We start from the raw sequence: 23,318 nt of genomic DNA on the forward strand, positions 1-23,318 counted from the left end.
GTAATAAATGGATGCGGGCAAAGAGATCAAAAGAAAGGAGGAGTCAACATGAGAAACCTCGCGCTGTGTTGTACGGCGGTTTCGGCGATGGTTTGCGCCCAGGCGCATGCGGAAGGCGGACCTGCGGGTGACAGCGTGACGCTGTACGGCATGATGGACGCGGGCGTGTCGTGGGTCAGCAACCAGAGCGGCCACTCCGTTCTGAAGTTCTACGACGGCATTTTCACGCCGAACCTGCTCGGTATTCGCGGCCGCGAAGATCTGGGCGGCGGCTTGCACGCGGTGTTCGATCTCGTCAATCAATTCTCGGTGGGCACCGGCGCGATCGTTTCCGGGCAAGGGATCTTCGGACGCAACGCGTACGTTGGCCTCGACAGCGACCAGTACGGCCGGCTGACGATGGGCAACCAGTACGATTTCATGACCGATTCGCTGTTTTTCGGCCATGACGACGCAGCGATGGAAGTGGGCGGCCTCTACAACTTCCGCGCGGGTCCGTTCGCGAAGATCGCGATTCCGGGCAATCCGCCCTTCGCGCCGCAATTCGACTGGGACCGCATGGCGGGCGCGACGGTCGAGAACTCAGTCAAATATCAGTCGCCGAGGTTCGGCGGATTCAGCTTCGGCGGCTTGTACGGCTTTGGCGGCATTCCGGGCGCATTCGGACGCGGCAACACGGTCAGCGCCGGCGCGAATTACACCAACGGCGCATTCGGCATGGGGGCGGCCTATACGGAAGCCAAATATGTCGAGGACGGCGAGCCCGATGTCGGCATTCGCAACTGGGGCGTGGGCGCGCACTACGACTTCGGCAAGGTCGCGGCGACGCTGCTGCTGACGACCGTGCGCAACACCTACAACGGCGGCGCGATTGCCCAGGCCGAGGCCGGCGCGAACTGGCTGCTCGCGCCGGACTGGTCGATTGGCGCCGACTACATGTATATGAAGGGCAATCCGTATCTCGACAACAATCACGCGCATCAGATCACGGCCACCGTCGATCACTTCCTTTCCAAGCGGACCGTCGTGTATGCGGAGACCGTGTATCAGCGCACCAACGCGGGAGCGCAGGCGCTGATCAGCGGCGTGCTCGACCCCGACGGCACGTCGAGCGGTCCCAACCAGTTCATTGCGCGCGTGGGCGTGCAGACGCGCTTCTGAACGCGGGCGCGCGATAATTCCTCGCAGGGCGCCTTTCCGGCGCCCTCAATCCGCTATCTCGCGACAGGCCCAAGCTTCGAATCGAAGCTTATTTTTCTGGCGCTGAAATGCCATAATCTCAGCCCCGCTGACCGGCGTTCCGCAGCGGACGGCTGGCCGCGTCTCAATCCGTTCATCACCCCGTTCATAACCCTTTTGCCGACCCCGCTAATCGCAGGGCCGCACGCGTTTCTTTTTTTGATGTTAGTTTAAACGCCATTCCCGATTGACCATTTAAACGGTGATTTTCCTCATTTTTTAGGGCGAAATTACCAAACAATGGCTTTTATTATTTGCCCCACACCAAACAGTCCTCGAAACATGAACGACCGTTCTCCCCATTTCGCGCCGCCCGCGCTCGAAGAGACGACACTGCGCCAGTGGCTCTCCGTCTTTGCCGTGGCGATCAGCGCATTCGCGTTCGTGACGTCCGAGTTTTTGCCGGTCGGTCTGCTCACCGAGATCGCAAACGACCTCGGCGTGACGCCCGGCACCGCGGGCCTCATGGTGACCACGCCCGGCGTCATGGCCGCGATCTTCGCGCCGGGCCTGATGATGTTTGCCGGACGCATGGACCGGCGGCAGGTATTTCTGTTGCTCACGGCCATGCTGCTCGCGTCGAATATCGTATCCGCGCTGTCGACGAATTTCGCGCTCATGCTGGTGGGCCGCGCAATGCTCGGCGCGGCGCTCGGCGGCTTCTGGACGCTCGCGACCGCGGCGGCAGGGCGCCTCGTTCACACGAGCGACGCCCCGCGCGCGACGGCCATCATCCTGACCGGCGTGACCTGCGCGACGGTGATCGGCGTGCCGCTCGGCACCTTTATCGCCGGGTTGGCGTCGTGGCGCATGTCGTTTTTCGTGACGGGCGGCCTCGTCGCGCTCGCGCTCGTTGCGCAGGCGTTGCTGGTGCCTTCGCTGCCTTCCGCCGCCGCGTTGCGTCTCGCCGATTTCGCCGTGCTGCTGCGCCGCCCGTATGTGCGCCTGAGCATGCTCATGGTCGCGCTCGTGTTCGGCGCGCATTTCTCGACGTACACGTTCATTGCGCCGCTGCTTCAGCAGGACTTCTCGATGAATGCGATCACGCTCTTGCTGCTCGCATTCGGCGTGATCGGCTTTTTCTCGAACGCGTTGACTTCGGCTTTCGTGGACACGCGTCTGAAGTCTGCGGTCGCGACGATGACGGCGCTGCTGTTGTGCGCGCTCTCGGCGATGATTCTGCTCGATCACGCGCGCATTGGCGAAATCGCGGCGATGCTGATGTGGGGCGTTGCGTTCGGTGCGATTCCGCTGTGCTTTTCCGTGTGGATTCAGCGCGGCACCCCCGATCAGGCCGAAGCGGGCTCGGCGATGTTCGTGAGCGTGATCCAGGTGGCGATCGCGCTGGGCTCGTCGGTGGGCGGCGCGATCGTGGACCGCGCGGGCATCCGCGCCGATCTGGTGCTTGGCTGCGTGCTCGCCGTGTTCGGCCTCGTGACGTTGCAGCGCCTGGCAGCCATGGAACGGCCGGCGCGGGTCGCGTCGCTCGACTGCGAGTGCAGCCCGTCGCTCGATTGAAGCGCCGGCGACACAAGGCACCTCGCCAATGCGCGCAGCGCACTGCGCCAACGTTTGCGAACGCGCATGAAGTTCGTTCGCAAAAACTCGCCGGTTTGCTCATGGCAGGCGCGAGTGCGGAACCTCTCAAGTGACGCCCGGTTTCGGCCGATATGCAATCTGGCACCCCTGCGTGGTGCCAGGTCCGCTACTCCCGAACTGAAAGCGAGCGTTACGTGCACGGAATCAAGTTTGCCTGGCTGCTATCCGGTCTGATCGGCGTGCTGTTGCTCGTGAGTTGCGAGCAGCGGAACAACGCCGGGACGAGCCAGGCCGCGCCGGCGCAAACGACGATCACCGCACTGATCTGGGCGCCCGACTGGCCCGAGGAGATGCTCCAGATCGCCGCCGAGTTCGACAAACTCAATCCCGACGTGCACGTGAACGTGCAGTTCATGGTCGGCAATTCGATCGAAGAAAACGTCAAGCCGCGCGTGGCGGCCGGCACGCTGCCGGACATCGTCAGCATCAATCCGAATGCCTATGGCGCGGCGCTGGCCGATCAGGGCGTACTCGCGGACGTTCGCCGGAGCGCCGCATGGAAACATATGCTGGACCCGCTCAAGCCCGACTGGACCAGTCGCACCGGCAAGGGGTTCGGTATTTCGGGCGGCGTGGCGACGACGATGATCTATTACAACCGGGCCATGTTCGCACAGGCCGGCATCGATACGCTGCCGACGAATTTCGATGAATTCCTTGCGGTATGCGCGAAGCTCAAGCAGGCGGGCATGACGCCGGTGATGTGGAGCGGCGGCTTTCCGAACATGCTCGGCAACGGGCCTTTCGCATCCGGTTTTGCCGACAATGTGGTCGCGCACGAGCCGCACTGGAAAGAAAAAATGGCGGACGGTACGCTGAATCTGAATACGCCGGAAGTGGCCCGCATCTTCGCCAGAATCGCATTGATACCGGAGCGCGGTTACGCCCAGCCATCGTTCATGACGACGGGGTACGACGAAGGCATTCGCCTTTTCCAGGAGGGCAAGGTGGCGATGGCGTTTCAGGGCAGTTGGGCCGCCGGCCTGATGCTGCATGGAAACGATTTCTCGGTGGGCGTGTTCGTGCCGCCATGGAACGCGCGCGGTGAACGCGCCGTGCCGGTGTTCGGCAGCGAAACGGGCTTCGCTGTTTGCGAAACACCCAACAAGGCCGCGGCCATGCGTTTTCTGGAATTCATCGCCGGCAAGGGATTTCCGATTCTTCAGAGGAAACGCCACAACGTTTCGCCGTTCCAGCAGGGCATGGGCACGGTGGTGAGCGACGTGGAGATCGTCGACTACACGAATGCGGTCAGCCGCTATCCGGTCACGGCGAGCCCGTATTATTCGTCGCTTCCTTCCAACACGATTGAGCTGCTGCATAAATTGATGCAGGATGTGCTGCTCAAGAAAATCACGCCCGGGCAAGCCGCGCAGCGCCTGGACATCTCGGTCAAGACTGAAGCGAAGATGCATTACAAATGAATTCGATCTCCGCGTCGCTGCGCCGCGCTTTCGACTACCTCTGCCAGGATTTGCTTCGCCGCGTCGAGATTCGCTATCGACTGATTGCCGCTTTCATTCTGCTGGCGCTGTTGCCCATCATTATTTCGGGCTGCATTTCCTATGTGAAGTCGGTCGCGGCGATCAAGGAAAACGCGGAGATATTCTCGAAAGAGGTGGTGCGGCAGGTTTCGAGAAACGTCGAGCTGCGCATGCAGCAGATCGAAACGGAAAGCAATCTTCTCGTCCTTTCGGATCGGGTCCAGGGGGCTTTGGCGAGAGCGGCGAGCGGCGGCGCCAGAGAGCAGAGCGAGGCGCGCGAGGACATGACGCGTTTGCTCCTGGAGCACTACGGGTCGGTCGATTTCATCAACCAGAAATATTTGCTCGACCAGAAAGACCGGATTCTGGACACGCAGGCATTCGCGCAGTTGACTACGGGTGTGACGGCGCTCGTCGGCCTTTCGCAGGAGTCGCAGGAACGCACGTACTGGGGCAGCTACGACGATGGCGTCGGGCAGCAGAACCTCGGTATGGTGCGCGCCATTTACAACAAGAGCGACAACGCGAAGATCGGCAGTCTGGTTCTGGTCGTTCGCCCCGAATACTTCTCGACGATTTTCAACGACGTGGCCTCCGGCAGCGGAACCGAGATTTACGTATTCGACGCGAGCGACAACAAAATCATCGTAGTCCCGAACAATGCTGCGTCGCCCAACGCGGGCGCGACGCCCGAGCCCGGCCTGATCGCGGATATCGCCCGTCACCGCATATCGGGAGAGTCGAGCCGGTTCGTGAATTTCGCATCGAATCGCGGCGGCCGCTATCTTGCCGCCTATGCGCGAATTCCCGGCACGAGCTGGTTCGTGGTCAGCATGATCGCGGAACAGCGTCTCACAGCACAGGCTCTGGCCGTACGCAACCAGATCGTGGTGGTCGGCATTTCCGGGTTTCTGCTTTCCATTTTTCTTGCCTGGTTTATTTCGAACAGCATTTCGGCGCCGCTGCGGGACCTCGTTCGTCAGATGCACGACACGGGCGAGGATGCCGGCGCCGTCGATGACGAAGGCGCCGAAGGTTCGGGACCGGTCGGCGGCCCGGACGAACTGGCGCGGCTGGCGCACCGCTTCGAGCGCATGCGCGCGGCGATCAGGCAGAAGATTCAGAAGATCAACGAAATCAATGCGACGCTCGAGCAGACTGTCGTCGACCGGACGGCGGAACTCGTCGCCCGCGAGCGGGAGTCGCGCACGCTGATCGAAAATTCGCCCGATACCATCACGCGATACGACCGCGAGCTTCGCCGCACATTCGCGAATCCCGCCTTTTGCAGGTCGGCGGGATGCGATCTCGCCACCGTCCTCGGCAAGCGGCCTTCGGAGCTGCCTGGCGGCGCGAATGCGCTGGTCTACGAACGGAAGATTGGCGAAGTGCTCGCCACGGGAAAAAGCGCGCAGTTCGAATTGCGCTGGGCGGGAAAGGACGGACTGGAGCAATGTACGCACATTCGCATCACGCCCGAAATCGACCGTTCCGGTTATGTGAGTTCCGTGCTCGCCGTGGGGCGCGACCTCTCCGACCGCATGGCGTTCGAGGCCACTATCTGGAAACAGGCCAATTTCGACGCACTGACGGGGCTGCCGAACCGGCAGCTATTTCACGATCGTCTCATCGAAGAGGCCGCGCTTGCGAGCCGCTCGGAAAAGCGCGTGGCGCTGATGCTGATCGACCTCGATCGCTTCAAGGAAGTGAACGACTCGCTGGGGCACGACCGCGGCGACGTGCTGCTGATCGAAGCCGGGCGCCGCATTAGCGCGTGCGTGCGCAATCTGGACACCGTCGCGCGGCTTGGGGGCGACGAATTCACCGTGATCCTGCCCGATCTCGACGACATGGAAGCGGTCGAGCACACCGTGCGTAATATCAATCGCAAACTGACTGAGCCATTCAAACTCGGTGCCGATGAAGTTTATATTTCGGCGAGTATCGGTGTCACCGTTTTCCCCGACGACACCGTTGAACTCGATGCGCTGTTCAAGAACGCCGACCAGGCAATGTATGCGGCGAAGAACGCGGGACGCAATCGCTTTAGTTATTTCACGCCCGACATGCAACTGGAAGCGCAAACGCGCTTGCGCCTCACCAGCGACCTGCGCGCGGCGCTGCCGCGCAATCAGCTTCGGCTGGTTTATCAACCGGTTGTCGACCTCGCGACGGGCGAGGTCCGTAAAGCGGAGGCGCTGATACGCTGGATGCATCCCGAACGCGGCATGATCAACCCGCTGGAATTCATTCCGCTCGCCGAAGACACCGGCTTGATCATTCCGATTGGCGATTGGGTGTTCATGCAAGCCGTGCAACAGGCGCGGATATGGCGCGAGCAATATGACCCGTCGTTCCAGATCAGCGTCAACATGTCTCCGGTGCAGGTCCGCCAGGACAGCGCAGTGGGCGTGCGATGGCATGACTACCTCAATCGCGAGGGCATGCCGGGGCAAAGCGTGGTGGTGGAAATTACCGAGGGGCTGCTGCTCCAGGCGGAATCGAATATCGACGAGCGGCTGCTGGATTTCCGTCTTGCCGGCATTGGCATTTCGATCGACGACTTCGGCACCGGTTATTCGTCGCTTGCCTATCTCAAGCGCTTCGACATCGATTACCTGAAAATCGACCGTTCGTTTGTCCAGAACCTGAGCGTGGACGAAAACAATCAGGTGCTATGCGAGGCGATGGTGGTGCTCGCGCACAAGCTGGGCATTCAGGTTATCGCCGAGGGCGTGGAAACGGTCGGGCAACGCGATTTCCTCAAGACGATGGGCTGCGATTTCGCGCAGGGCTATCTGTATTCCGCGCCTGTCGCGCCGGAACAGTTCGAGCATCTGGTCTGGCCGCGGGTTGCAGCAGACACGGCTGGCGAGCCGGAGCGAAACGATAGCTAACAAATGGATGCGCACGCCTCATATCGGCGCGTTAAGGCCTTTTGTACGAAGACGTACGGAACGTGAAAGCTTTTTCCTCCAGTCTACGGTCTGCACTGTGCCTGTATTGGCCAACCTGACCGCGCGAGGGAACCGCGATGAACGCGCTGAACGATGATCTGCCGCTCGAAGAGTTCGCGCGGATAGGGGGCGAGAGTGCGCCGGCGCTCGCGAAGTCGATGGACGAAGACGGCGTGGGCGTTCTTTACGACATCGTGCCGCCCGCGATTCTCGCCAGGCTTCGCAGCGGCGTAGCCGAGCTGATCGAACAGCATGGCAATCGCTATTTCGGCTTTAGCGGCCCGCAATGGATAAACAGCACCTGTCTTGCTCCGCTTTTTGAAGACGCGGGGCTGCAAGCGTTATTGCGCCAGTTGTATGTGCGCAAAATGCGCAAGCCTCCGCCCAGTGGCCGAATTCTGCCGGTTATGCGGGTGCTTTCGGGAGAACAGGGCATCCGTCATTCGAACATTTACCACTACGATTCGTACGCCATATCGATATTGCTGCCGGTTCTGATACCCGACGACAAGGACGAACGCGCCGGCCAGCTCATGATGTTCCCGAATCTACGCAATGCTCGGCGCTTCGCGATCGTCAATATCATCGAGAAGGCGATAGTGGAAAAGATGCTCGGAAGGATCTGGCGCTCGCCGCGTGTTCAGCAGCGGCTTCGCGCACAGGTCGTGACATTGAAGCCCGGAAATCTGTACTTCATGTGGGGCTTGCGTTCGTTGCATGCGAATCTGGCTTGTGCGCCTTCCAGCGTTCGCTGTACGGTGTTGCTGCACTTCGGCGACCCGCACGAAGGCAGCGTATTCAAAGGACTGAGCCAGCGTTTGCACGCCATGAAACTGCGGCGCATGGCGCGCGATTGACGCGTTTATTGCGCGAGCCAGCCCCCGTCCACTTTCAACTCCGCGCCGCGCATCTCGCTCGCCGCCTCCGAGCACAGAAACGCGGCGATGCCGCCAATTTGCTCGACCGTCGCGAAGTGCGCCGACGGTTGCTTTTCGCCGAGCAGTTTCAGCGTGGCGTCCTCGATGGAAAGGGCCTCGCGATGAGCCAGATCGTCGATCTGCTTCTGCACGAGCGGCGTGTGCACCCAGCCCGGGCAGATCGCATTGACGGTGACGCCGCTGCGCGCCGTTTCCAGTGCGGCGACCTTGGTGAGCCCGATCACGCCGTGCTTGGCCGCGACATAGGCCGACTTGCCGACCGAACCCACCAGCCCGTGTACCGAGGCGATATTGATCACGCGCCCCCAACCCGCCGCGCGCATGATGGGAAGCGCCGCGCGCGTCGCGTGAAACGTCGCGCTCAGGTTGATCGCGATGATCTGGTCCCAGCGCTCGACCGGGAAATTCTCGATCGTTTCGACGTACTGAATACCGGCGTTGTTGACGAGAATATCAAGCCCGCCGAACGTGCTTGCCGCGAAAGCCACGAGGGCTTCGATCTCGGCAGGACGGCTCATGTCCGCGTTGTGATGGGCGGCGCGCGCGCCCGTCGCTTCGATCTGCGCGATTGCGGGCGCCGGATCGCCGAAACCGTTCAGCACGATATTGGCGCCCGCGCGGGCCAGCGCCGTCGCAATGCCAAGACCGATGCCGCTGGTCGAGCCCGTAACGACGGCGGTTTTTCCGGCGAGAGAAAGCGTGTTGGGGAGTTGCATGAGTGAGCCTGGAATGAGTGCCGGTTAGACGATACCGGTCAGATAGAACACGGCGATAACGAAGAACACCGCGAGCGTCTTGATGATGGTCACCGCGAAAATGTCGCGATACGACTCGCGGTGCGTGAGACCCGTGACCGCGAGCAGCGTGATGACCGCGCCGTTGTGCGGCAGCGTGTCCATGCCGCCGCTTGCCATGGCCACCACGCGGTGGAGCACTTCCATCGGAATGTGCGCGGCCTGCGCGGTCTTGATGAAGGTGTCCGACATGGCGGCGAGCGCAATGCTCATGCCGCCCGAAGCGGAGCCCGTGATACCGGCGAGCGCCGAAACCGACACGGCCGCATTCACCAGCGGATTCGGAATGGCCTTGAGTGCATTGCCGATCACGAGAAAGCCGGGTAGCGCCGAAATCACGCCGCCGAAGCCATATTCGGACGCCGTGTTGAGCGTGGCGAGCAGCGCGCCGCCCACGGCGGTTTTCGTGCCGGTCGCGAAGCGTTCCTTCACGCGGTTAAACGCGGTGACGACGACGAGCAGAATGCCGAGCAGCAGTGCGCCCTGAACGGCCCAGATGGCGACGACGCTTTTAACGGGCACCGTGAGGGGCGCGTGAATGCCAGGCAGCACGTCGGGCGCGACGGTGAAGCTCTCGCCGTACCACTGCGGAATCCACTTCGTCAGCAGGAAGTTGGCCACGCCAACGAGCACGAGCGGCGCAATGGCCAGCGCCGGATGGGGCAAGTTACCCGTCTCGACGCGTTCCGGTTCGTTCACGAGTGAAGTGCCGTAGCCTTCGCCCTTCGCCATGGCGCTGCGGCGGCGCCATTCGAGGTAGGTGAGACCGACCACGATGATGAAGATCGAACCGATCACGCCGAGCCACGGCGCGGCCCACGCAGTGGTCTTGAAGAACGTGGTGGGAATGATGTTCTGGATTTGCGGCGTGCCGGGCAGCGAATCCATCGTGAACGTGAACGCGCCGAGCGCGATGGCGCCGGGCATGAGGCGCTTGGGAATATTGCTCTGGCGATAGAGTTCGGCGGCGAACGGATACACCGCGAACACCACGACGAAGAGCGATACGCCGCCATAGGTGAGCAGCGCGCACACCGCGACGATCACGGCATTGGCGCGCGAACGGCCAATGTAGCGGATGGCGGCGGCCACGATCGCTTCGGAGAAACCCGATAGTTCGATCACCTTACCAAACACCGCGCCGAGCAGGAACACGGGGAAGTAGAGCTTGACGAAGCCAACCATCTTTTCCATGAAGATGCCGGAAAACACGGGCGCGACGGCGGCGGGATCGATCAGGAGCACGGCGCCTAGTGCGGCGATAGGCGCAAAGAGAATGACGCTGTAGCCGCGGTAGGCCACAAACATCAGGAACGCCAAAGCGGCGATCACAATCACAAAGGACATCTTGTCTCCAGTGGGTTTATTCGTGCAGGTCTGTTTGTTGTTCGCACGCCGAGGCCGGCGCGACCGCGCATTAGAGCACGATATGTGCCAGCGGGCGCGAAGCCTTGCGCGAAGCGGGACGACATAGGGCAAAGCGCGCGCAGGTTGTGCGGGAAGAAGGTTGCGGAGGCAACGCGTCCCGGAACTGGGACGACTTCGGCGACAAAACTGTCCGCGGACCGCGAATTCCAGCGCACAGCCCCGATATGGCCGAGCGCGCCGGCAAATCTCAATTCTGGGATAATGCGTCCCGAAAACGGGAATTCACGCGCCATATCCGGCCACGACCGAAGAAAAGAACCGAATGGAAATCGAAACGACAGCGCTGCTGGCCGACTACGACCATGTGCGCAAACTGGCGATGCAATCGCTCTTTCAATCGCTCGACAAGTTCAGCGAAGGCACCGTGATCGTCGACCGCAATGCGCGCGTGGTATGGATCAACCGGCACTATGCGGCACGCTTCGGTTTCGACGATCCCGCTGCGGTGATCGGACTCGATTGCGAAAGCGTCATTCCGAACAGCATGATGCGCGACGTCGTGAAGGGCGGCGAGCCCATCCTGCTCGACATTCTCGAAACCGATCGCGATCCCATTGTCGTGACGCGTTTGCCGATCAAGGACGATAACGGCGAAACAATCGGCGCAGTCGGCTTCGTGCTGTTCAACGAACTCAAGGGACTGTCGCCGCTTTTTAGCCAGTACGCGCGGCTGCGCGCCGAACTGATCAGCACGCGCCAGTCGCTCGCGCAGGTGCGTCGCGCGAAGTACAGCTTTTCAAGCCTCATCGGCACGAGCGCAGCCAGCCTCGAAGTGAAGCGCCAGGCGCGCCGCGCCGCGCGTCTTGCCTCGCCGGTGCTCCTGCTCGGCGAAACGGGCACGGGCAAGGAACTGCTCGCGCACGCCATACACGGCGCGTCGGGACGCGCGGACGGCCCGCTCGTGACGGTGAACGTCGCGGCGATTCCCGACACGCTACTGGAGCTTGAATTCTTCGGTGCGGAAGCGGGCGCGTACACGGGTGCGGAGCGCAAGGGGCGCATCGGCAAATTCGAATTGGCCCAGGGCGGCACGCTCTTTCTCGACGAGATCGGCGACATGCCGCTCGCGCTGCAGGGCAAATTGCTGCGGGTTTTGCAGGAGCAGGAGTTCGAACCGCTCGGGTCGAATCGCATCGTGCGCACCGATGTGCGCATCGTGGCGGCGACGTCGGCGGATCTGCCCGCGCTCGTGGCGCAGGGCCGGTTTCGCGCGGACCTTTATTACCGGCTTAACGTGCTGATGATTCGCGTGCCGCCGCTGCGCGAGCGCCTTGCGGACATCGAAGCATTGGCGTATTCGATTCTCGACAAGCTGGCGGTGGAAAGCGGCGCGGGGCATCTCGAACTCGACAAGAATGCGCTTACGGTGCTGTGTGCGTATGACTGGCCGGGCAACGTGCGTGAGTTGCGCAATACGCTCGAACGCGCGGTGTTGCTATCGGACAGCGAGCGCATCGACGCGCGCGCGCTCGCGCGCTTCATCGGTGACGGGCGCGGGCAGGGCGTGGAAAGCGAGGAGGTGGCCGATATGCCCGGTACGTCCGACCACGGCAGCGCGCCGCCGCATCAACAGTACGACGAAGCAATGCGCGATTTCGAACGCCGCTTTCTGACCGACGCATTGCGCGCGGCAGGCGGGCAGGTGACGAAAGCCGCCGCGCGGATCGGCATGGCGCGCGCGACGTTGTACCGGAGGATCGTTGCGCTCGGTATAGAGATTTAGTGCCGTCCGCTGCGCGCCTGCGTTGCCTGTGTTGCGGGCATTCGACTGCGCTTACTCTCGCCTCATCTGAAAGGATGTATCCGTCGTATCGACTAGCCGAAACCCCAGGCGTTGATAGAGATTGATCGCCTGGTTTCCTTTTAGAACACTTAGCTTGACGGGCACACCCGCGTCGTCTGCCTGCTTCAACAATTCACCGATCAGACGGGCTGCGATGCCTCGACCCTGATGGGTCGGCAAGATCTGAATTTGCACGATAGTCCATTCGTGCGCCTCCCGGAAGAATTTGAAAAGGCCGAGTTTTTCGGACCCGCAGCAGACGATGTGGGCGTCGTCGTAGCGGTAACGTAGACGTTCCCAATGGGTATGCTCGTCGGTCGGCTCGCCAGCACGTTTGAGGTGGTCGTCCATCGTCGCTCTGCGCAGATCGAACAGAAATGGCTCGTCGGCAGGCGTCGCCGCGCGCAGCGTAATTTCACTATCGTTCATTCGTCCCGTCCGCTCGTGACGTGAATATTCGCGCCCATTGTCTACTTACCCGAACCGATGCGGGCATAACAAGGGTTTATCCCGATCAAAATATGCAAAGCGCAAGCCGTAATAACTAACTCTAATATCTAGGCTGACCCGTTGGAGATGAAAACGCTAACGTTTGCGCAAAGACTACGGGCCCACGAACATGCTCTCAGGCGCGATTGCATGCGTATCGCGCTCGCGGCGGTTTTTGCCGGCACGCTCGCGGGATGCGGAGACGCCGTTTCAGATTCGGACACCCAGTTCGTCACGGCTGCAATGCCTGCGCAGTTCGAGGCGTTGCGCATGTACGGCGCGGTCCCCGTTCGCGACGGCTCGATCGGTTTGTCCGCTCATAGTCCCGCGCGGCTTCAGCAGGGCTGCGAAGCGGTCGTTCGTTCGGTAAAAGGCGACTTTCGCGAGTCGGTGGTTTTGGATAGCGAGTCGGCCGAATACTTCGAACTCGACGTTTCCCGCACGCCCGACGGGTGGTCTGTGACATCCGACGGCCTGGCCGCGCCGAGCGACAACTCAGTCGGGCTTCGCACCCAGTTCATGAATTGCGTTGCCGCGATAAAGGACAAGCTTCGCGCACAGCCCGAAACTGTACAGTGAGCCGCGACATCGTCGAGGTTTCGCGCCGCATTGCACAACGCTGCTGCGCGATACACTAACTGGCCGGGCTGCGCCAGGCGACGCCGCGCCTCAGTCGACGGGAGATCGCAATGAAAGGCTTCGAGAACTACACGTGGTTCAACGCGCCGGCTTCTTCGGAGATCAGATCGGGCGATCTCTGGGTCAAGACCGGCAACCGGACCGATTTCTGGCGGGGCACCTTCTACGACTTCTGGCGCGATTCGGGACACTTCGCTTTTGTCGCCGTTGAAGGGGATTTTTCCGTCGAAGTGACCGTGGACGGGCGCTACGAGACCTTGTACGACCAGGCGGGACTGATGATCCGGCTGAGCGAGTCGCACTGGATCAAGGCCGGCACGGAATTCACGGACGGCGCAGTTTGTGTGTCGGTGGTCGTGACCAACGATCATTCTGACTGGTCCATACAGCGCGTGGCATTGCCACCGGATGGCGTGAGATTGCGGCTCACGAGGCACGCGGAGGCGATCAGGGTGCAGTACCTGCGCGAGGCGGACCAGAAGTGGCAACTGATCCGGCTCGCGTATCTCCCGCCGACCAGCAAGGCGCAGGTCGGTGATGTGCTGCTCGCCCGAGCGCGAGGGTTTCGAGGTGCTGTTCCGCGATTTTCGGATCGGTCCCGCGATAGACCGGCGTCTTCACGATTGACGATTGACGACGACCGCTAGGGGCCTTCACGCGTGCTCGTCGCTACGCGAATTCCCGCTCATCCGCCTGAAATCAGCTTTTTGCGCGCCGCCTTCACGCGCGCCAGATGCGCCTCGTCCCAGTCATAAAAGCCCGCGCCGCTGCGTACGCCCACGCGGCCCGCTTTTACTTGCGCGCGCAACAAGTCGATCACATCTTCGTCTTTTGCAAGTTCCGGCATGAGATGCGAGGCGATGTCGACGAAGGTGTCGAGGCCGCCCATATCCGCGCTCTCGAACGGGCCGACAATGCCCCACCGCCGGCCAAGCGACGCCTTCATCACGCGGTCCACCACCTCGGGGCTCGCCGCGCCCGAACGCACGATATTGAGCGCTTCGCGCAGCACCGCGAATTGCAGGCGGTTGCCGACGAAGCCGGGAATCGACCTGGCGAGCACCACGGGCTCCATGCCGATCGCGTGCATGAGCGTCGCGGCTCGCGCGGTGACCTCGGGCGCGGTGGCGCTTCCCGGTACGACCTCGACTAGCGGAATCATGTGCGGCGGATTCCAGAAATGCGCGATCACGAAGCGCTCCGGCGCGGCGAGCGGCTGCGCTAGCAGATCGGGTTCGAAGCCGCTCGTATTGCTCGCGAGAATCGCGTCGGGGGCCAGCACCGCGTCGAGTTGCGCGTAGAGCCTGTGCTTGAGATCGAGCACTTCGGGCACGGCCTCGAAAACGAACTGCGCGTCGGGCATGGCTTCGAGCGTCGCGCTCGTTTCGATACGCGCGAGCGCGGCCGCGCCTGTCGCCGCATCGATACGGCCCGCGTCGATCAGTTCGTCGAGCACGGTCCGGGCTATCGCGGACACATTCGCGAGCCGCGCGGGATCGACATCGTGCACGATCGTGCGCAGGCCGTGCAGCGCACATTGCGTCGCGATGCCAACGCCCATCAACCCCGTGCCGATCACGCCCGCCACCGTCACCGTTCTGTCCATGCTTCGTCATCTCCTTGCTGTTGCCGTTTCGGGCTCGACAGCATAGCGCGGTTGGGCATCGATAATCGGGGACATATTGTTGCATTCATCCGGTTATACCCTGGGGCTATTTCGCCCGCGTAAGGACTCTGGTATAACTGCGCTCCCAAGCTGATTACGTTTTAGCACGGCGAAAACCGCAGATGCGGAGGGCCGAGGAAAGGAAATGCAATGGCGCGCGTAGTGGTGGTGGGCAGCATCAACATGGACATGGTCGTCGCGACCGCGACGTTTCCGCGGCTCGGCGAAACGTTGTTCGGCTCGCATTTTTCGACGCATCCGGGCGGCAAGGGCGCGAACCAGGCGGTCGCGGCGGCGCGTCTGGGCGCCGAGGTGACGATGATCGGCTGCGTCGGCGCGGATGCCTTCGGCGGCGAAATGAAGGCCACGCTCGCGCGCGAAGGCGTCGATATCGCCCACGTGAACACGGGCCGCGAAGCAACCGGCATCGCTTCGATCACGCTCTCGGGCGGCGACAACGCGATCATCGTCGTGCCCGGCGCGAACCACGAGCTTTCGCCCGACGACATCGACCGCGCAAGCGCCGCGATCGCGCAGGCCGACGTCGTGCTCGCGCAACTCGAAGTGCCTTACGCAACGGTGTTGCATGCCGCGCGGCGCGCCCGCGAACACGGCAAGCCATTCTTTCTCAATCCCGCACCCGCCGTCGAACTGAGCGGCGAACTGCTCGAACTGACCACGCTGCTGACGCCAAACGAGCATGAACTCGCGACCGCGCTGCAAACGCCGGAAGGTGCGTGGGCCGAGGTCATCGCGCGCTCGCCCATCCGCATCGCCATGACGCACGGTAAAGATGGCGCGTATTACGCCGATGCCGATGGCGCACTCGTGCATCAGCCGGGTTTTGTCGTCGCGGCCGTCGATACGACCGGCGCCGGCGACACCTTCAACGGCGCGCTCGCGGCGTTCTGGCATCTCGGCATCGGCGAGGCCGTGCGGCGCGCGAACGCGGCGGGCGCGCTTTCGGTCACGCGCGCCGGCGCGCAGGGCGGCATGCCCACGCTCGCCGAACTCGAAGCCTTCCTGAATACGCAAGCCTGAGAAACGCAGTGAAAAAACACGGACATCTGAATCGCGACATCGCACGGGTGCTCGCCCGCATGGGCCACACGGACAGCCTCGTGATCGCCGATTGCGGTCTGCCGGTTCCCGACGGCGTGGAGTGCATCGACGTTTCGCTCGCGGTGGGCGTACCGGACTTCTTCGCCGTGCTCGACAGCGTGCTCGCGGACTTCAAGGCCGAGCGCGCGGTGTTCGCGAGCGAGGCGCAGACGCACAACGCGGCCGTGGTCGCGCGCAGCCGCGACATGGCCGCCGCGCGCATCGACGTGGAAAACGTGCCGCACGAGGAATTCAAGCGCCGCTGCCGCGAGGCGAAAGCGGTGATCCGCACCGGCGAATGCAGCCCTTACGCAAACGTGATTTTGCATGCGGGCGTGATTTTCTGAGAGGTCCAGGATGCAAGTGATGATGCAGGGGATCGGCAAGGCGTTCGGTCCGGTTCGCGTGCTCGAAGGCGTCGATTTCCGCATCGAGGCCGGCGAGATCCACGCGCTGATGGGCGAGAACGGCGCAGGCAAATCGACGCTCATGAAGATCCTGAGCGGCGTGTATCAAGCCGATGCGGGCGAGATTCTCGTCGATGGCCGCGCGGTGCAGATTCGCAGCACCGTCGAGGCCGAACGCGCCGGCATCGGCATCATTCACCAGGAGTTGAATCTCATCCCGCAGCTCACGGTGATGGAGAATCTTTTCCTTGGCCGCGAGCCGAGCCGCTTCGGCATGGTCGATACCGCGACGATGCGCAAAGAGGCGCGCAAGTGGCTCGACAAGGTCGGCGCGCAGCGTATCGATCCGCAGACCGAGGCGGGGCTGCTCTCCATCGGTCAGCAGCAGCTCGTGGAAATCGCCAAGGCGCTGTCGCTGAACGCGCAGGTTCTCGTGATGGACGAACCGACCGCCGCGCTCACGAACCGCGAGATCGAAACGCTCTTCGAGATCATGCAGTCGCTCAAGGCGAGCGGTGTGGCGATCGTCTACGTTTCGCACCGCATGGAAGAGATTTTCCGCGTATGCGACAAGATCAGCGTGCTGCGCGACGGTCATTTCGTCGGCGAGCGTGCGATTCGCGAGACGGGTTTCGACGAGATCGTGCGGCTGATGGTGGGCCGCGAGATTGGCGAGCGTTTTCCGAAGCGCCGGCACACGCCGGGCGCGGTGCGCATGAGCGTGGCCAATCTTGCCGACGAAGGCCATATCGAAGGCATTACGTTCGACGTGCGCGCGGGCGAAGTGCTCGGCATTGCGGGACTCATGGGCGCGGGCCGCAGCGAGATTCTGCGCACGCTGTTCGGCGCAAAGCGCAAGACCGCGGGCACGGTGACGCTGGACGGCCAGGCGCTCGACCTGCGCGACGCGTCCAGCGCGATTGCGGCGGGCATCGGCTTCGTCACGGAAGACCGCAAGCGTCAGGGGCTCGTGCTCGGCATGTCGGTGCGTGAAAACGCGACGCTCGTGCATCTGGACCAGTACGCCACGCTCGGCTTCGTGAACGAGCGCGCGGAGCGCAGCGCCGTGGACGGCCTCATCAAGCAGTTGCGCGTACGCACGCGCGACGCGGAGCTGGACGTCAAGGCGCTTTCGGGCGGCAATCAGCAAAAGGTCGTGTTCGCGAAGTGGCTCGCGCATCCGCCGAAAGTGCTGCTGCTCGACGAGCCCACGCGCGGCGTGGACGTGGGCGGCAAAGCCGAAATCTATACGATCGTCAATCAGCTCGCGGAGCAGGGCGTGGCCATTGTGATGGTGTCGTCCGAGTTGCCCGAAGTGCTGGCCATGAGCGACCGCATTCTCGTCATGCATCAGGGGCGCCAGAACGGCATCTTCGAAGCGGCCACCGCGACGCAGGAACTGATCATGACGGCTGCTGCTGGCGGCCAGGCTGCCGCTGCGCCGCAAGCCGTCGCTGCCTGAGCCAAACGAAGGCGAACCAAGCGAACCAAGCGAACCAAGCGAACCAAGCGAACCAAGCGAACCAAGGCGAAGGCGCATTCCAATTCACTGCAAACTCAAGCCAAACTCAAGAGACATGACATGTCGCAAGTGACTCTCACCCCCGGCAACCGGGCGACGCTGCAAAAGCTCGGTCCCTTCGTAGCACTACTGATCATTGCGGTGGCGCTCTCGATCGTGAGCCGCGATTTCCTCACGGTCGACAATCTGCTCAACGTCATGCGGCAGGCGTCCATCAACGCGCTGATCGCATTCGGCATGACGCTCGTGATTCTGCTTGGCGGCATCGATCTTTCGGCGGGCTCCGTGCTCGCGCTTTCCTCCGTGATCATCGCGACGCTGCTGAGCGCCGGCACGCCCGCCTTCGTCGCGACGCTCGCCGGTCTCGCGGCCGGCGGCGCGATGGGCTTCGCCAACGGACTCGTCATCAGCAAGGGCAAGGTCGCGCCGTTCATCGCCACGCTCGGTTCGATGACGGTGCTGCGCGGCCTCGCGCTCGTCGTGTCGAACGGCAGCCCCATCAGCAGCTTCAACAGCGACTTCTTCTCGTTGCTGGGCGGCGGCTACGTCGCGCGCCTCGTGCCGATTCCCGTCGTGCTCATGCTCGTGATGTTCGGCGTGTTCTGGGTGCTGCTGCGCAAGACCGTGTTCGGCCGCCATATCTACGCAACGGGCGGCAATGCCGAATCGGCGAAGCTTTCCGGCGTGAAGGTCGATCGCATCCAGTTGTGGGTTTATACGATTGCGGGCGTGATGTCGGCGCTCGCGGGCGTGGTGCTGACCTCGCGCCTGAATTCCGCGCAGCCGACCGCGGGCACGGGCTACGAACTGGACGCCATCGCCGCCGTGGTGCTGGGCGGCACGAGCCTGACGGGCGGCCGCGGCTGGATCTTCGGCACGCTCGTGGGCGCGCTGCTGATCGGCGTGCTCAACAACGGCCTGAATCTGCTCGACGTGTCGTCGTTCTATCAGCAGGTCATCAAGGGCATCGTGATCCTGCTTGCCGTGCTGATCGATCGCGGCAACAAGAAGTCGTCGTAACTGCAAGGCCGCACCGCGCTCGACTGGCGCGGCGCGGCAGTTTTACATCGATAGTTATCCTGAGTTTTTATTTTCCCCACATTCCACATATAACGATGAGGAAGACTATGCATAAGCACCATTCGCCGTCGGTCTCGAAGCTCTTGATGGCGCTCGCCGCCGGTTCGCTCGCGCTGGGCCTCGCGGCCTGCTCGAAGGAAGGTCCGGGCAGCAGCGCCGATGCGGGCGCGAGCGGCGCATCGGCGGCGGCGCCTGCTTCGGGCGGCGCGGTCACGGTCGGCCTGTCGATCTCGACGCTCAACAATCCGTTCTTCGTCTCGCTCAAGAAGGGCGCCGAAGACGAAGCGAAGAAGGACGGCGTGACGCTCATCACCGTCGATGCGCAGAACGATCCCGCCAAACAGCAGGCGAGCGTGGAAGACCTGATCGAAAAAAAGGTCAACGTCATCCTCATCAACCCCACCGATTCTTCGGCGGTGGCCAATGTGGTGAAGGAAGCCACGAGCAAGGGCATCAAGGTGATCTCGCTCGACCGCAGCGTGAACGGCGCCGAAGTCAGCTCGCATATCGCTTCGGATAACAAGGCAGGCGGCAAGATGGCTGCCGGTTTCCTCGCCGACAAGCTGGGCGGCAAGGGCAACATCGTCGAGCTGCAAGGCATTCCGGGTTCGTCGGCGGCCAACGAGCGCGGCGCCGGTTTCGACGATGAAATCGCGGCAAGGGGCGGCGTGAAGATCGTCACGAAGCAGCCCGCCGACTTCGATCGCGCCAAGGGCCTTTCGGTGATGGAAAACATCATCCAGAGCAACAAGGATATCCAGGGCGTGTTCGCGCAGAACGACGAAATGGCGCTGGGCGCGGTGAAGGCGCTGCAGGCGGCTGGCTTGAAGAACGTGGCCGTGGTCGGCTTCGACGCCACCGACGACGCGATCGCCGCAGTCAAGGCGGGTCAGATGGCCGCGACCGTGCAGCAGCAGCCGGAACTGATCGGCCAGTACGGCGTGCAGGCCGCGAAGAAGGTGGTCGATGGTCAGCCGGTCGAAAAGTTCATCCCCGTTCCGCTGAACCTGTACAAGCAGTAAGCACGTTTTCAGGCGCGCGCGAGCGTAGTACCATCTGACGCGAAGTCTTCGCGTTTGCGCGCCTGGGAAGCATGGAGCGCCCCGTGCCACACGGGGCGTTTCGTTTGGAGTTCGTCGTCCCCCAGGCCGCGTCGCCGGCGCTTCGCTCCCGCTTTCATCCGATTCCCAAAACCACAGTCCAGCAGGAACGCCGCGTGTCCCAGTTCGAGCGTCTGACTATCGACGACATTGCCCGTCTCGCGGAGGTTTCGCGCACCACGGCCAGCATGGTGCTCAATGGCAATGCCGAGCGCTACCGCATTTCGGCGGCGACGGTCGAGCGCGTCTTGCAGGTGGCGAGAGACCATCATTTCACGCCGTCGCAATCGGCGCGCGCGCTGCGCTCGCGGCGCAGCAATACGATCGGCCTCGTGATTCCCGATCTGACCAACTCGGCGCACGCCGCGCTCGCCCAGGCCATGGAGTTGCAATGCCGCGAGCGCTACCGGTATCAGCTCGTGATCGTGACGAGCGACGAAGATCCGGTGCGCGAGACCGAGGGTATTGCGCATCTGGTCGCGCAGCAGGTGGACGGCCTGGTGGTCGTGCCGTGCACCGCCGACGCCCCGCGCTACGACAAGTGGGTCAAGCGTTTGCCGATCGTGTTCGCCGATCGCCGCGTGGCGACGAGCGCCATCCCGTACGTGATCACAGACGCCGCCGAAACCGTGGCCGCACTGGTGGGCGAGACGATCGGGCAGGGCGCGCGTGAAGTGGTGTTTTTCGGCGGCCAGCCGGAGCTTTCGCCGAGCCGCGACCGCCTTGCGGGTTATCGGCTCGCGCTGGATCGGCATGGCATGACCGAGCAGGCGGACTGGGTGTTTCAGCGCGACTACCAGCGCGAGTCGGGCTATGCGCTGATGAAGAACTGGTTCGCGGCGCACGGGCGCTATCCCGAGGCGCTTTTCGCGGGTTCCATTACGTTGCTCGAAGGCCTGCTGGAGTTCGTGAACGAAGCGCACCAGCTCGCGCAGGCGCCGGGCCGCGTGATGACCTTCGACGATCATCAACTGCTCGACTGCCTGCCGCTGCGCATCGACGCGATCGTGCAGGACAGCGGCCAACTCGCGGAACATAGCCTGCGTTGCGTATTTTCGCTGCTCGAAGGCGTCGACGCGCCCGAATCCATTCAGGTGCCCGCGCAGATCCATTACCGGCGCCGGCGCGGGCAGTCCGATGCGCGCTAACCCTGCACGCACGTAAACGACGCCGCACTGTTCACGTCGCCCGCGCCGTTATAGCTGGGCCATGCCGGATACTGGCACAGCGGCCGCGTGCGCCCGGGCACACCCGCGGTATCGGTGTCCACCTGGTGCACAGGCGGCGTTCCATGCTCGACCCAGTTTTCCAGCGCCGTGAGCGAATCCCAGGACGCGTTGAACTCGGTGCCGACCGCGTGCTGCAGCCCGGGAATTTCATAGAAGCGCGCGAACGACGCCACTGCGCCAAAGCCCATCGTCACCTGCATGCGCTCGAAGTAGATCTCGGTTGCCCGCGTGCTGACGGTCTGGTCCACCGTGCCGTGCGCCATCAGCAGCTTGCCGCCGCGCCGCATGAAGCGCGTGAGGTTCGCGTCGGTCGCGTCGAGTCCCGAGAGCATGCTGATGCGTCCGGACCATCGGCCGGCGAGCGCGGGATTGAATGTCAGCGAGTCGAAATTCGGGTTGTCCATGACCGTGTAGCGGACGAATTCGTCGGCGATCTGTCCATCGAACATCGCGGTGCTTTGCAGCGGAAACGAGGGCTGCGTCGTGCCGAGCGCGAGCGTCGTGACGGTCGGCTCGAGCGGCGAACTGCTGCCGACGCCGAGATCGGCGCCATACACGTTATAGCCCGGATACTGCGTTTCGCCGCTTTCGAGCGGGTACGCGAACGCGAGCGGCGTGTTCATGGTGTTGAGCGCCGCGATCTGCGCGTCTGAGAGGCACGTGTCGCCGCGCGCGACGCCGCCCGCGCAGCGCAGGGGCGCCCCATCGACAGTGGCCGTTGCCGGGTTGAACGTCGCGTTGCACGCGTGCACATTGCTGATCAAGCCGTCGACGGCTCCGTCCAGTCCGTCGCAGGCCTGCATCACCGCCTTGAGCAGCAGCGCGCGCTGCGCGGTGTCGGGATACGCGCCCGGCGCAGCGAACCCTTCGGTCACGCGCAACTGTTGCAGGCTCAGCGTCGTGAAGTCGTACGCGGGATAGAAAGCGATCACGCCGTCCCAGTCCTGCGGCCAACGTTGCGCGACGGTCAGCGCCTCGCGCCCGCCGGTCGAGCCGCCCGCGAAATACGCCTTGTACGGATGCGCACCGTAATGAGCCTTGATGACCACGAGCGCGGCGTCGTGCGTTTTCTTCAGCGCCTCGCCCATGAAGTTGTCGTAGGCCTCGGCGTTGACGGAGAACGCGCCATTGACCGCGCCGTTGGCCGCCTCGTGCCCGGAGTCGCTCGCGAACACCACGTAACCGCGCGACAGCGGCCCTGGCAGATTGGCCGGCGCGCTTGGCACGTTGCCGGTTACGGCGGGAATCGAGCCATCGAAACCGCCGCCGCCGAGCATCAGGATCTTGCCGTTCCACTGGTCCGGCAATGCGAGGTTGAACAGGATGTCCGGCGCGGACGGATCGACCGGATGGATCGCGCCCGCGACGAGACAGTACGGACCGGTCGCTGTCGCGCCGCTGCCGCTCGCCGCGACCTGCGTCGTGGACGTGACGACGGCGCCCGTTGTCGGCAGGTCGATCTTGCGGGCCGCAATGGTCAGCCCGATCAGTTTCGGACAACTCGTTTTCGACGGCGGCGGTGTGCCGTGCGGTCCGCATGCCGCGTCGCGACACGAGTCCGCCGCCGGCTGCGCATACGCGCCGCCGCTTCCTATGGCGCACAGCATCACCACACTGAGCGCCCCCGCCTGCGAAAACACACGCCTGTACGCGCGTCCCAGTCCGCTATTCGGGTTCATTGCGTTGTCTCCTTCCACTTTCAGTCAGGCCTCGATACGGCGCCGCGCACTCATGTCCCTTATTCCATCAGGCAACGGCGCGGCGGTGCTTGATCGGTGAATTCATCATAGTCGCTGGTGGGCGCGGCACCCGCCAACTTGCGCGCGGCGGCCCGTGCTTTCGATTCGCTTTCCGGCTACCTCA

The 23,318-nt window shown here is 63.1% G+C and carries 19 protein-coding genes; 14 read left to right on the forward strand and 5 right to left on the reverse strand.

Annotated elements, in window-relative coordinates:
- Positions 1–48 precede the first annotated feature (48 nt).
- The 5 genes from U5768_RS02415 to U5768_RS02435 all read left to right on the forward strand — a co-directional run bounded on the left by U5768_RS02415 (position 49) and on the right by U5768_RS02435 (position 8,136).
- Entirely contained in the window at positions 49–1,161 is a 1,113-nt protein-coding gene (locus U5768_RS02415) for a porin (protein ID WP_322028780.1), read from the forward strand.
- A 360-nt stretch (positions 1,162–1,521) separates the two neighbouring features.
- Positions 1,522–2,757 (forward strand): MFS transporter, encoded by a 1,236-nt coding sequence (locus tag U5768_RS02420; RefSeq protein ID WP_322028781.1) that lies wholly within the window; start codon positions 1,522–1,524, stop codon positions 2,755–2,757.
- A gap of 371 nt (positions 2,758–3,128) precedes the next feature.
- Entirely contained in the window at positions 3,129–4,262 is a 1,134-nt protein-coding gene (locus tag U5768_RS02425) for an ABC transporter substrate-binding protein (protein ID WP_415913841.1), read from the forward strand.
- Entirely contained in the window at positions 4,259–7,219 is a 2,961-nt protein-coding gene (locus tag U5768_RS02430) for an EAL domain-containing protein (RefSeq protein WP_322028782.1), read from the forward strand. Before U5768_RS02425 ends, U5768_RS02430 begins: the two co-directional genes overlap by 4 nt.
- 137 nt (positions 7,220–7,356) lie before the next feature.
- Positions 7,357–8,136: a hypothetical protein gene (locus U5768_RS02435; protein ID WP_322028783.1), complete on the forward strand. Its 780-nt coding sequence runs from the start codon at positions 7,357–7,359 to the stop codon at positions 8,134–8,136.
- Between the two features lie 5 nt (positions 8,137–8,141).
- On the opposite strand, the gene U5768_RS02440 is transcribed toward U5768_RS02435, so the two are convergent.
- Complete coding sequence (locus U5768_RS02440; RefSeq protein WP_322028784.1) at positions 8,142–8,933, reverse strand: 3-hydroxybutyrate dehydrogenase; 792 nt, start codon at positions 8,931–8,933, stop codon at positions 8,142–8,144.
- A gap of 24 nt (positions 8,934–8,957) precedes the next feature.
- Complete coding sequence (locus U5768_RS02445; protein ID WP_322028785.1) at positions 8,958–10,358, reverse strand: GntP family permease; 1,401 nt, start codon at positions 10,356–10,358, stop codon at positions 8,958–8,960.
- Between the two features lie 343 nt (positions 10,359–10,701).
- Here U5768_RS02445 and U5768_RS02450 point away from each other — a divergent pair, with 343 nt between their 5' ends.
- Positions 10,702–12,162, forward strand: coding sequence for a sigma-54 interaction domain-containing protein (locus U5768_RS02450; RefSeq protein WP_322028786.1), 1,461 nt, complete (start codon positions 10,702–10,704; stop codon positions 12,160–12,162).
- A gap of 51 nt (positions 12,163–12,213) precedes the next feature.
- On the opposite strand, the gene U5768_RS02455 is transcribed toward U5768_RS02450, so the two are convergent.
- Positions 12,214–12,651, reverse strand: coding sequence for a GNAT family N-acetyltransferase (locus U5768_RS02455; protein ID WP_322028787.1), 438 nt, complete (start codon positions 12,649–12,651; stop codon positions 12,214–12,216).
- A gap of 210 nt (positions 12,652–12,861) precedes the next feature.
- Between U5768_RS02455 and U5768_RS02460 the strand changes: the two genes are divergently transcribed.
- A complete protein-coding gene (locus U5768_RS02460) occupies positions 12,862–13,290 on the forward strand; it encodes a hypothetical protein (protein ID WP_322028788.1) in 429 nt (142 codons plus the stop codon).
- 110 nt (positions 13,291–13,400) lie between these two features.
- Positions 13,401–13,997, forward strand: coding sequence for a DUF1349 domain-containing protein (locus U5768_RS02465; RefSeq protein WP_322028789.1), 597 nt, complete (start codon positions 13,401–13,403; stop codon positions 13,995–13,997).
- A 38-nt stretch (positions 13,998–14,035) separates the two neighbouring features.
- Here the strand turns inward: U5768_RS02465 and U5768_RS02470 are convergent, their stop codons facing one another.
- Positions 14,036–14,956, reverse strand: coding sequence for a 3-hydroxyacyl-CoA dehydrogenase family protein (locus tag U5768_RS02470; RefSeq protein WP_322028790.1), 921 nt, complete (start codon positions 14,954–14,956; stop codon positions 14,036–14,038).
- 210 nt (positions 14,957–15,166) lie between these two features.
- Between U5768_RS02470 and rbsK the strand changes: the two genes are divergently transcribed.
- The 6 genes from rbsK to U5768_RS02500 all read left to right on the forward strand — a co-directional run bounded on the left by rbsK (position 15,167) and on the right by U5768_RS02500 (position 21,374).
- Complete coding sequence (gene rbsK / locus U5768_RS02475) at positions 15,167–16,057, forward strand: ribokinase (RefSeq protein ID WP_322028791.1); 891 nt, start codon at positions 15,167–15,169, stop codon at positions 16,055–16,057.
- Positions 16,058–16,065: 8 nt separating this feature from the next.
- Positions 16,066–16,464, forward strand: coding sequence for a D-ribose pyranase (gene rbsD, locus U5768_RS02480; RefSeq protein ID WP_322028792.1), 399 nt, complete (start codon positions 16,066–16,068; stop codon positions 16,462–16,464).
- Positions 16,465–16,483: 19 nt separating this feature from the next.
- A complete protein-coding gene (locus U5768_RS02485; protein ID WP_322028793.1) occupies positions 16,484–17,986 on the forward strand; it encodes a sugar ABC transporter ATP-binding protein in 1,503 nt (500 codons plus the stop codon).
- A gap of 120 nt (positions 17,987–18,106) precedes the next feature.
- Positions 18,107–19,066 carry an ABC transporter permease subunit gene (locus U5768_RS02490; protein ID WP_322028794.1) on the forward strand — a complete coding sequence of 320 codons (960 nt, stop codon included), beginning with the start codon at positions 18,107–18,109 and terminating at the stop codon, positions 19,064–19,066.
- 107 nt (positions 19,067–19,173) lie between these two features.
- Positions 19,174–20,148 carry a ribose ABC transporter substrate-binding protein RbsB gene (gene rbsB / locus U5768_RS02495; RefSeq protein WP_322028795.1) on the forward strand — a complete coding sequence of 325 codons (975 nt, stop codon included), beginning with the start codon at positions 19,174–19,176 and terminating at the stop codon, positions 20,146–20,148.
- A gap of 194 nt (positions 20,149–20,342) precedes the next feature.
- A complete protein-coding gene (locus U5768_RS02500; protein ID WP_322028796.1) occupies positions 20,343–21,374 on the forward strand; it encodes a LacI family DNA-binding transcriptional regulator in 1,032 nt (343 codons plus the stop codon).
- Here U5768_RS02500 and U5768_RS02505 read toward each other — a convergent pair.
- The gene (locus U5768_RS02505) at positions 21,371–23,134 is read right to left on the reverse strand and encodes a tannase/feruloyl esterase family alpha/beta hydrolase (RefSeq protein WP_322028797.1); all 1,764 of its coding nucleotides are present in this window, start codon (positions 23,132–23,134) and stop codon (positions 21,371–21,373) included. The genes U5768_RS02500 and U5768_RS02505 overlap by 4 nt on opposite strands.
- Positions 23,135–23,318 lie beyond the last annotated feature (184 nt).

It is taken from the genome of Paraburkholderia sp. J76, assembly GCF_905220295.1.
GTDB lineage: Bacteria > Pseudomonadota > Gammaproteobacteria > Burkholderiales > Burkholderiaceae > Paraburkholderia.

Coding starts and splice junctions, on each gene's coding strand:
- U5768_RS02415 (WP_322028780.1), top strand. CDS start 49: ATGAGAAACCTCGCGCTGTGTTGTACGGCGGTTTCGGCGATGGTTTGC.
- U5768_RS02420 (WP_322028781.1), top strand. CDS start 1,522: ATGAACGACCGTTCTCCCCATTTCGCGCCGCCCGCGCTCGAAGAGACG.
- U5768_RS02425 (WP_415913841.1), top strand. CDS start 3,129: ATGCTCCAGATCGCCGCCGAGTTCGACAAACTCAATCCCGACGTGCAC.
- U5768_RS02430 (WP_322028782.1), top strand. CDS start 4,259: ATGAATTCGATCTCCGCGTCGCTGCGCCGCGCTTTCGACTACCTCTGC.
- U5768_RS02435 (WP_322028783.1), top strand. CDS start 7,357: ATGAACGCGCTGAACGATGATCTGCCGCTCGAAGAGTTCGCGCGGATA.
- U5768_RS02440 (WP_322028784.1), bottom strand. CDS start 8,933: ATGCAACTCCCCAACACGCTTTCTCTCGCCGGAAAAACCGCCGTCGTT.
- U5768_RS02445 (WP_322028785.1), bottom strand. CDS start 10,358: ATGTCCTTTGTGATTGTGATCGCCGCTTTGGCGTTCCTGATGTTTGTG.
- U5768_RS02450 (WP_322028786.1), top strand. CDS start 10,702: ATGGAAATCGAAACGACAGCGCTGCTGGCCGACTACGACCATGTGCGC.
- U5768_RS02455 (WP_322028787.1), bottom strand. CDS start 12,651: ATGAACGATAGTGAAATTACGCTGCGCGCGGCGACGCCTGCCGACGAG.
- U5768_RS02460 (WP_322028788.1), top strand. CDS start 12,862: ATGCGTATCGCGCTCGCGGCGGTTTTTGCCGGCACGCTCGCGGGATGC.
- U5768_RS02465 (WP_322028789.1), top strand. CDS start 13,401: ATGAAAGGCTTCGAGAACTACACGTGGTTCAACGCGCCGGCTTCTTCG.
- U5768_RS02470 (WP_322028790.1), bottom strand. CDS start 14,956: ATGGACAGAACGGTGACGGTGGCGGGCGTGATCGGCACGGGGTTGATG.
- rbsK (WP_322028791.1), top strand. CDS start 15,167: ATGGCGCGCGTAGTGGTGGTGGGCAGCATCAACATGGACATGGTCGTC.
- U5768_RS02485 (WP_322028793.1), top strand. CDS start 16,484: ATGATGCAGGGGATCGGCAAGGCGTTCGGTCCGGTTCGCGTGCTCGAA.
- U5768_RS02490 (WP_322028794.1), top strand. CDS start 18,107: ATGTCGCAAGTGACTCTCACCCCCGGCAACCGGGCGACGCTGCAAAAG.
- rbsB (WP_322028795.1), top strand. CDS start 19,174: ATGCATAAGCACCATTCGCCGTCGGTCTCGAAGCTCTTGATGGCGCTC.
- U5768_RS02505 (WP_322028797.1), bottom strand. CDS start 23,134: ATGAACCCGAATAGCGGACTGGGACGCGCGTACAGGCGTGTGTTTTCG.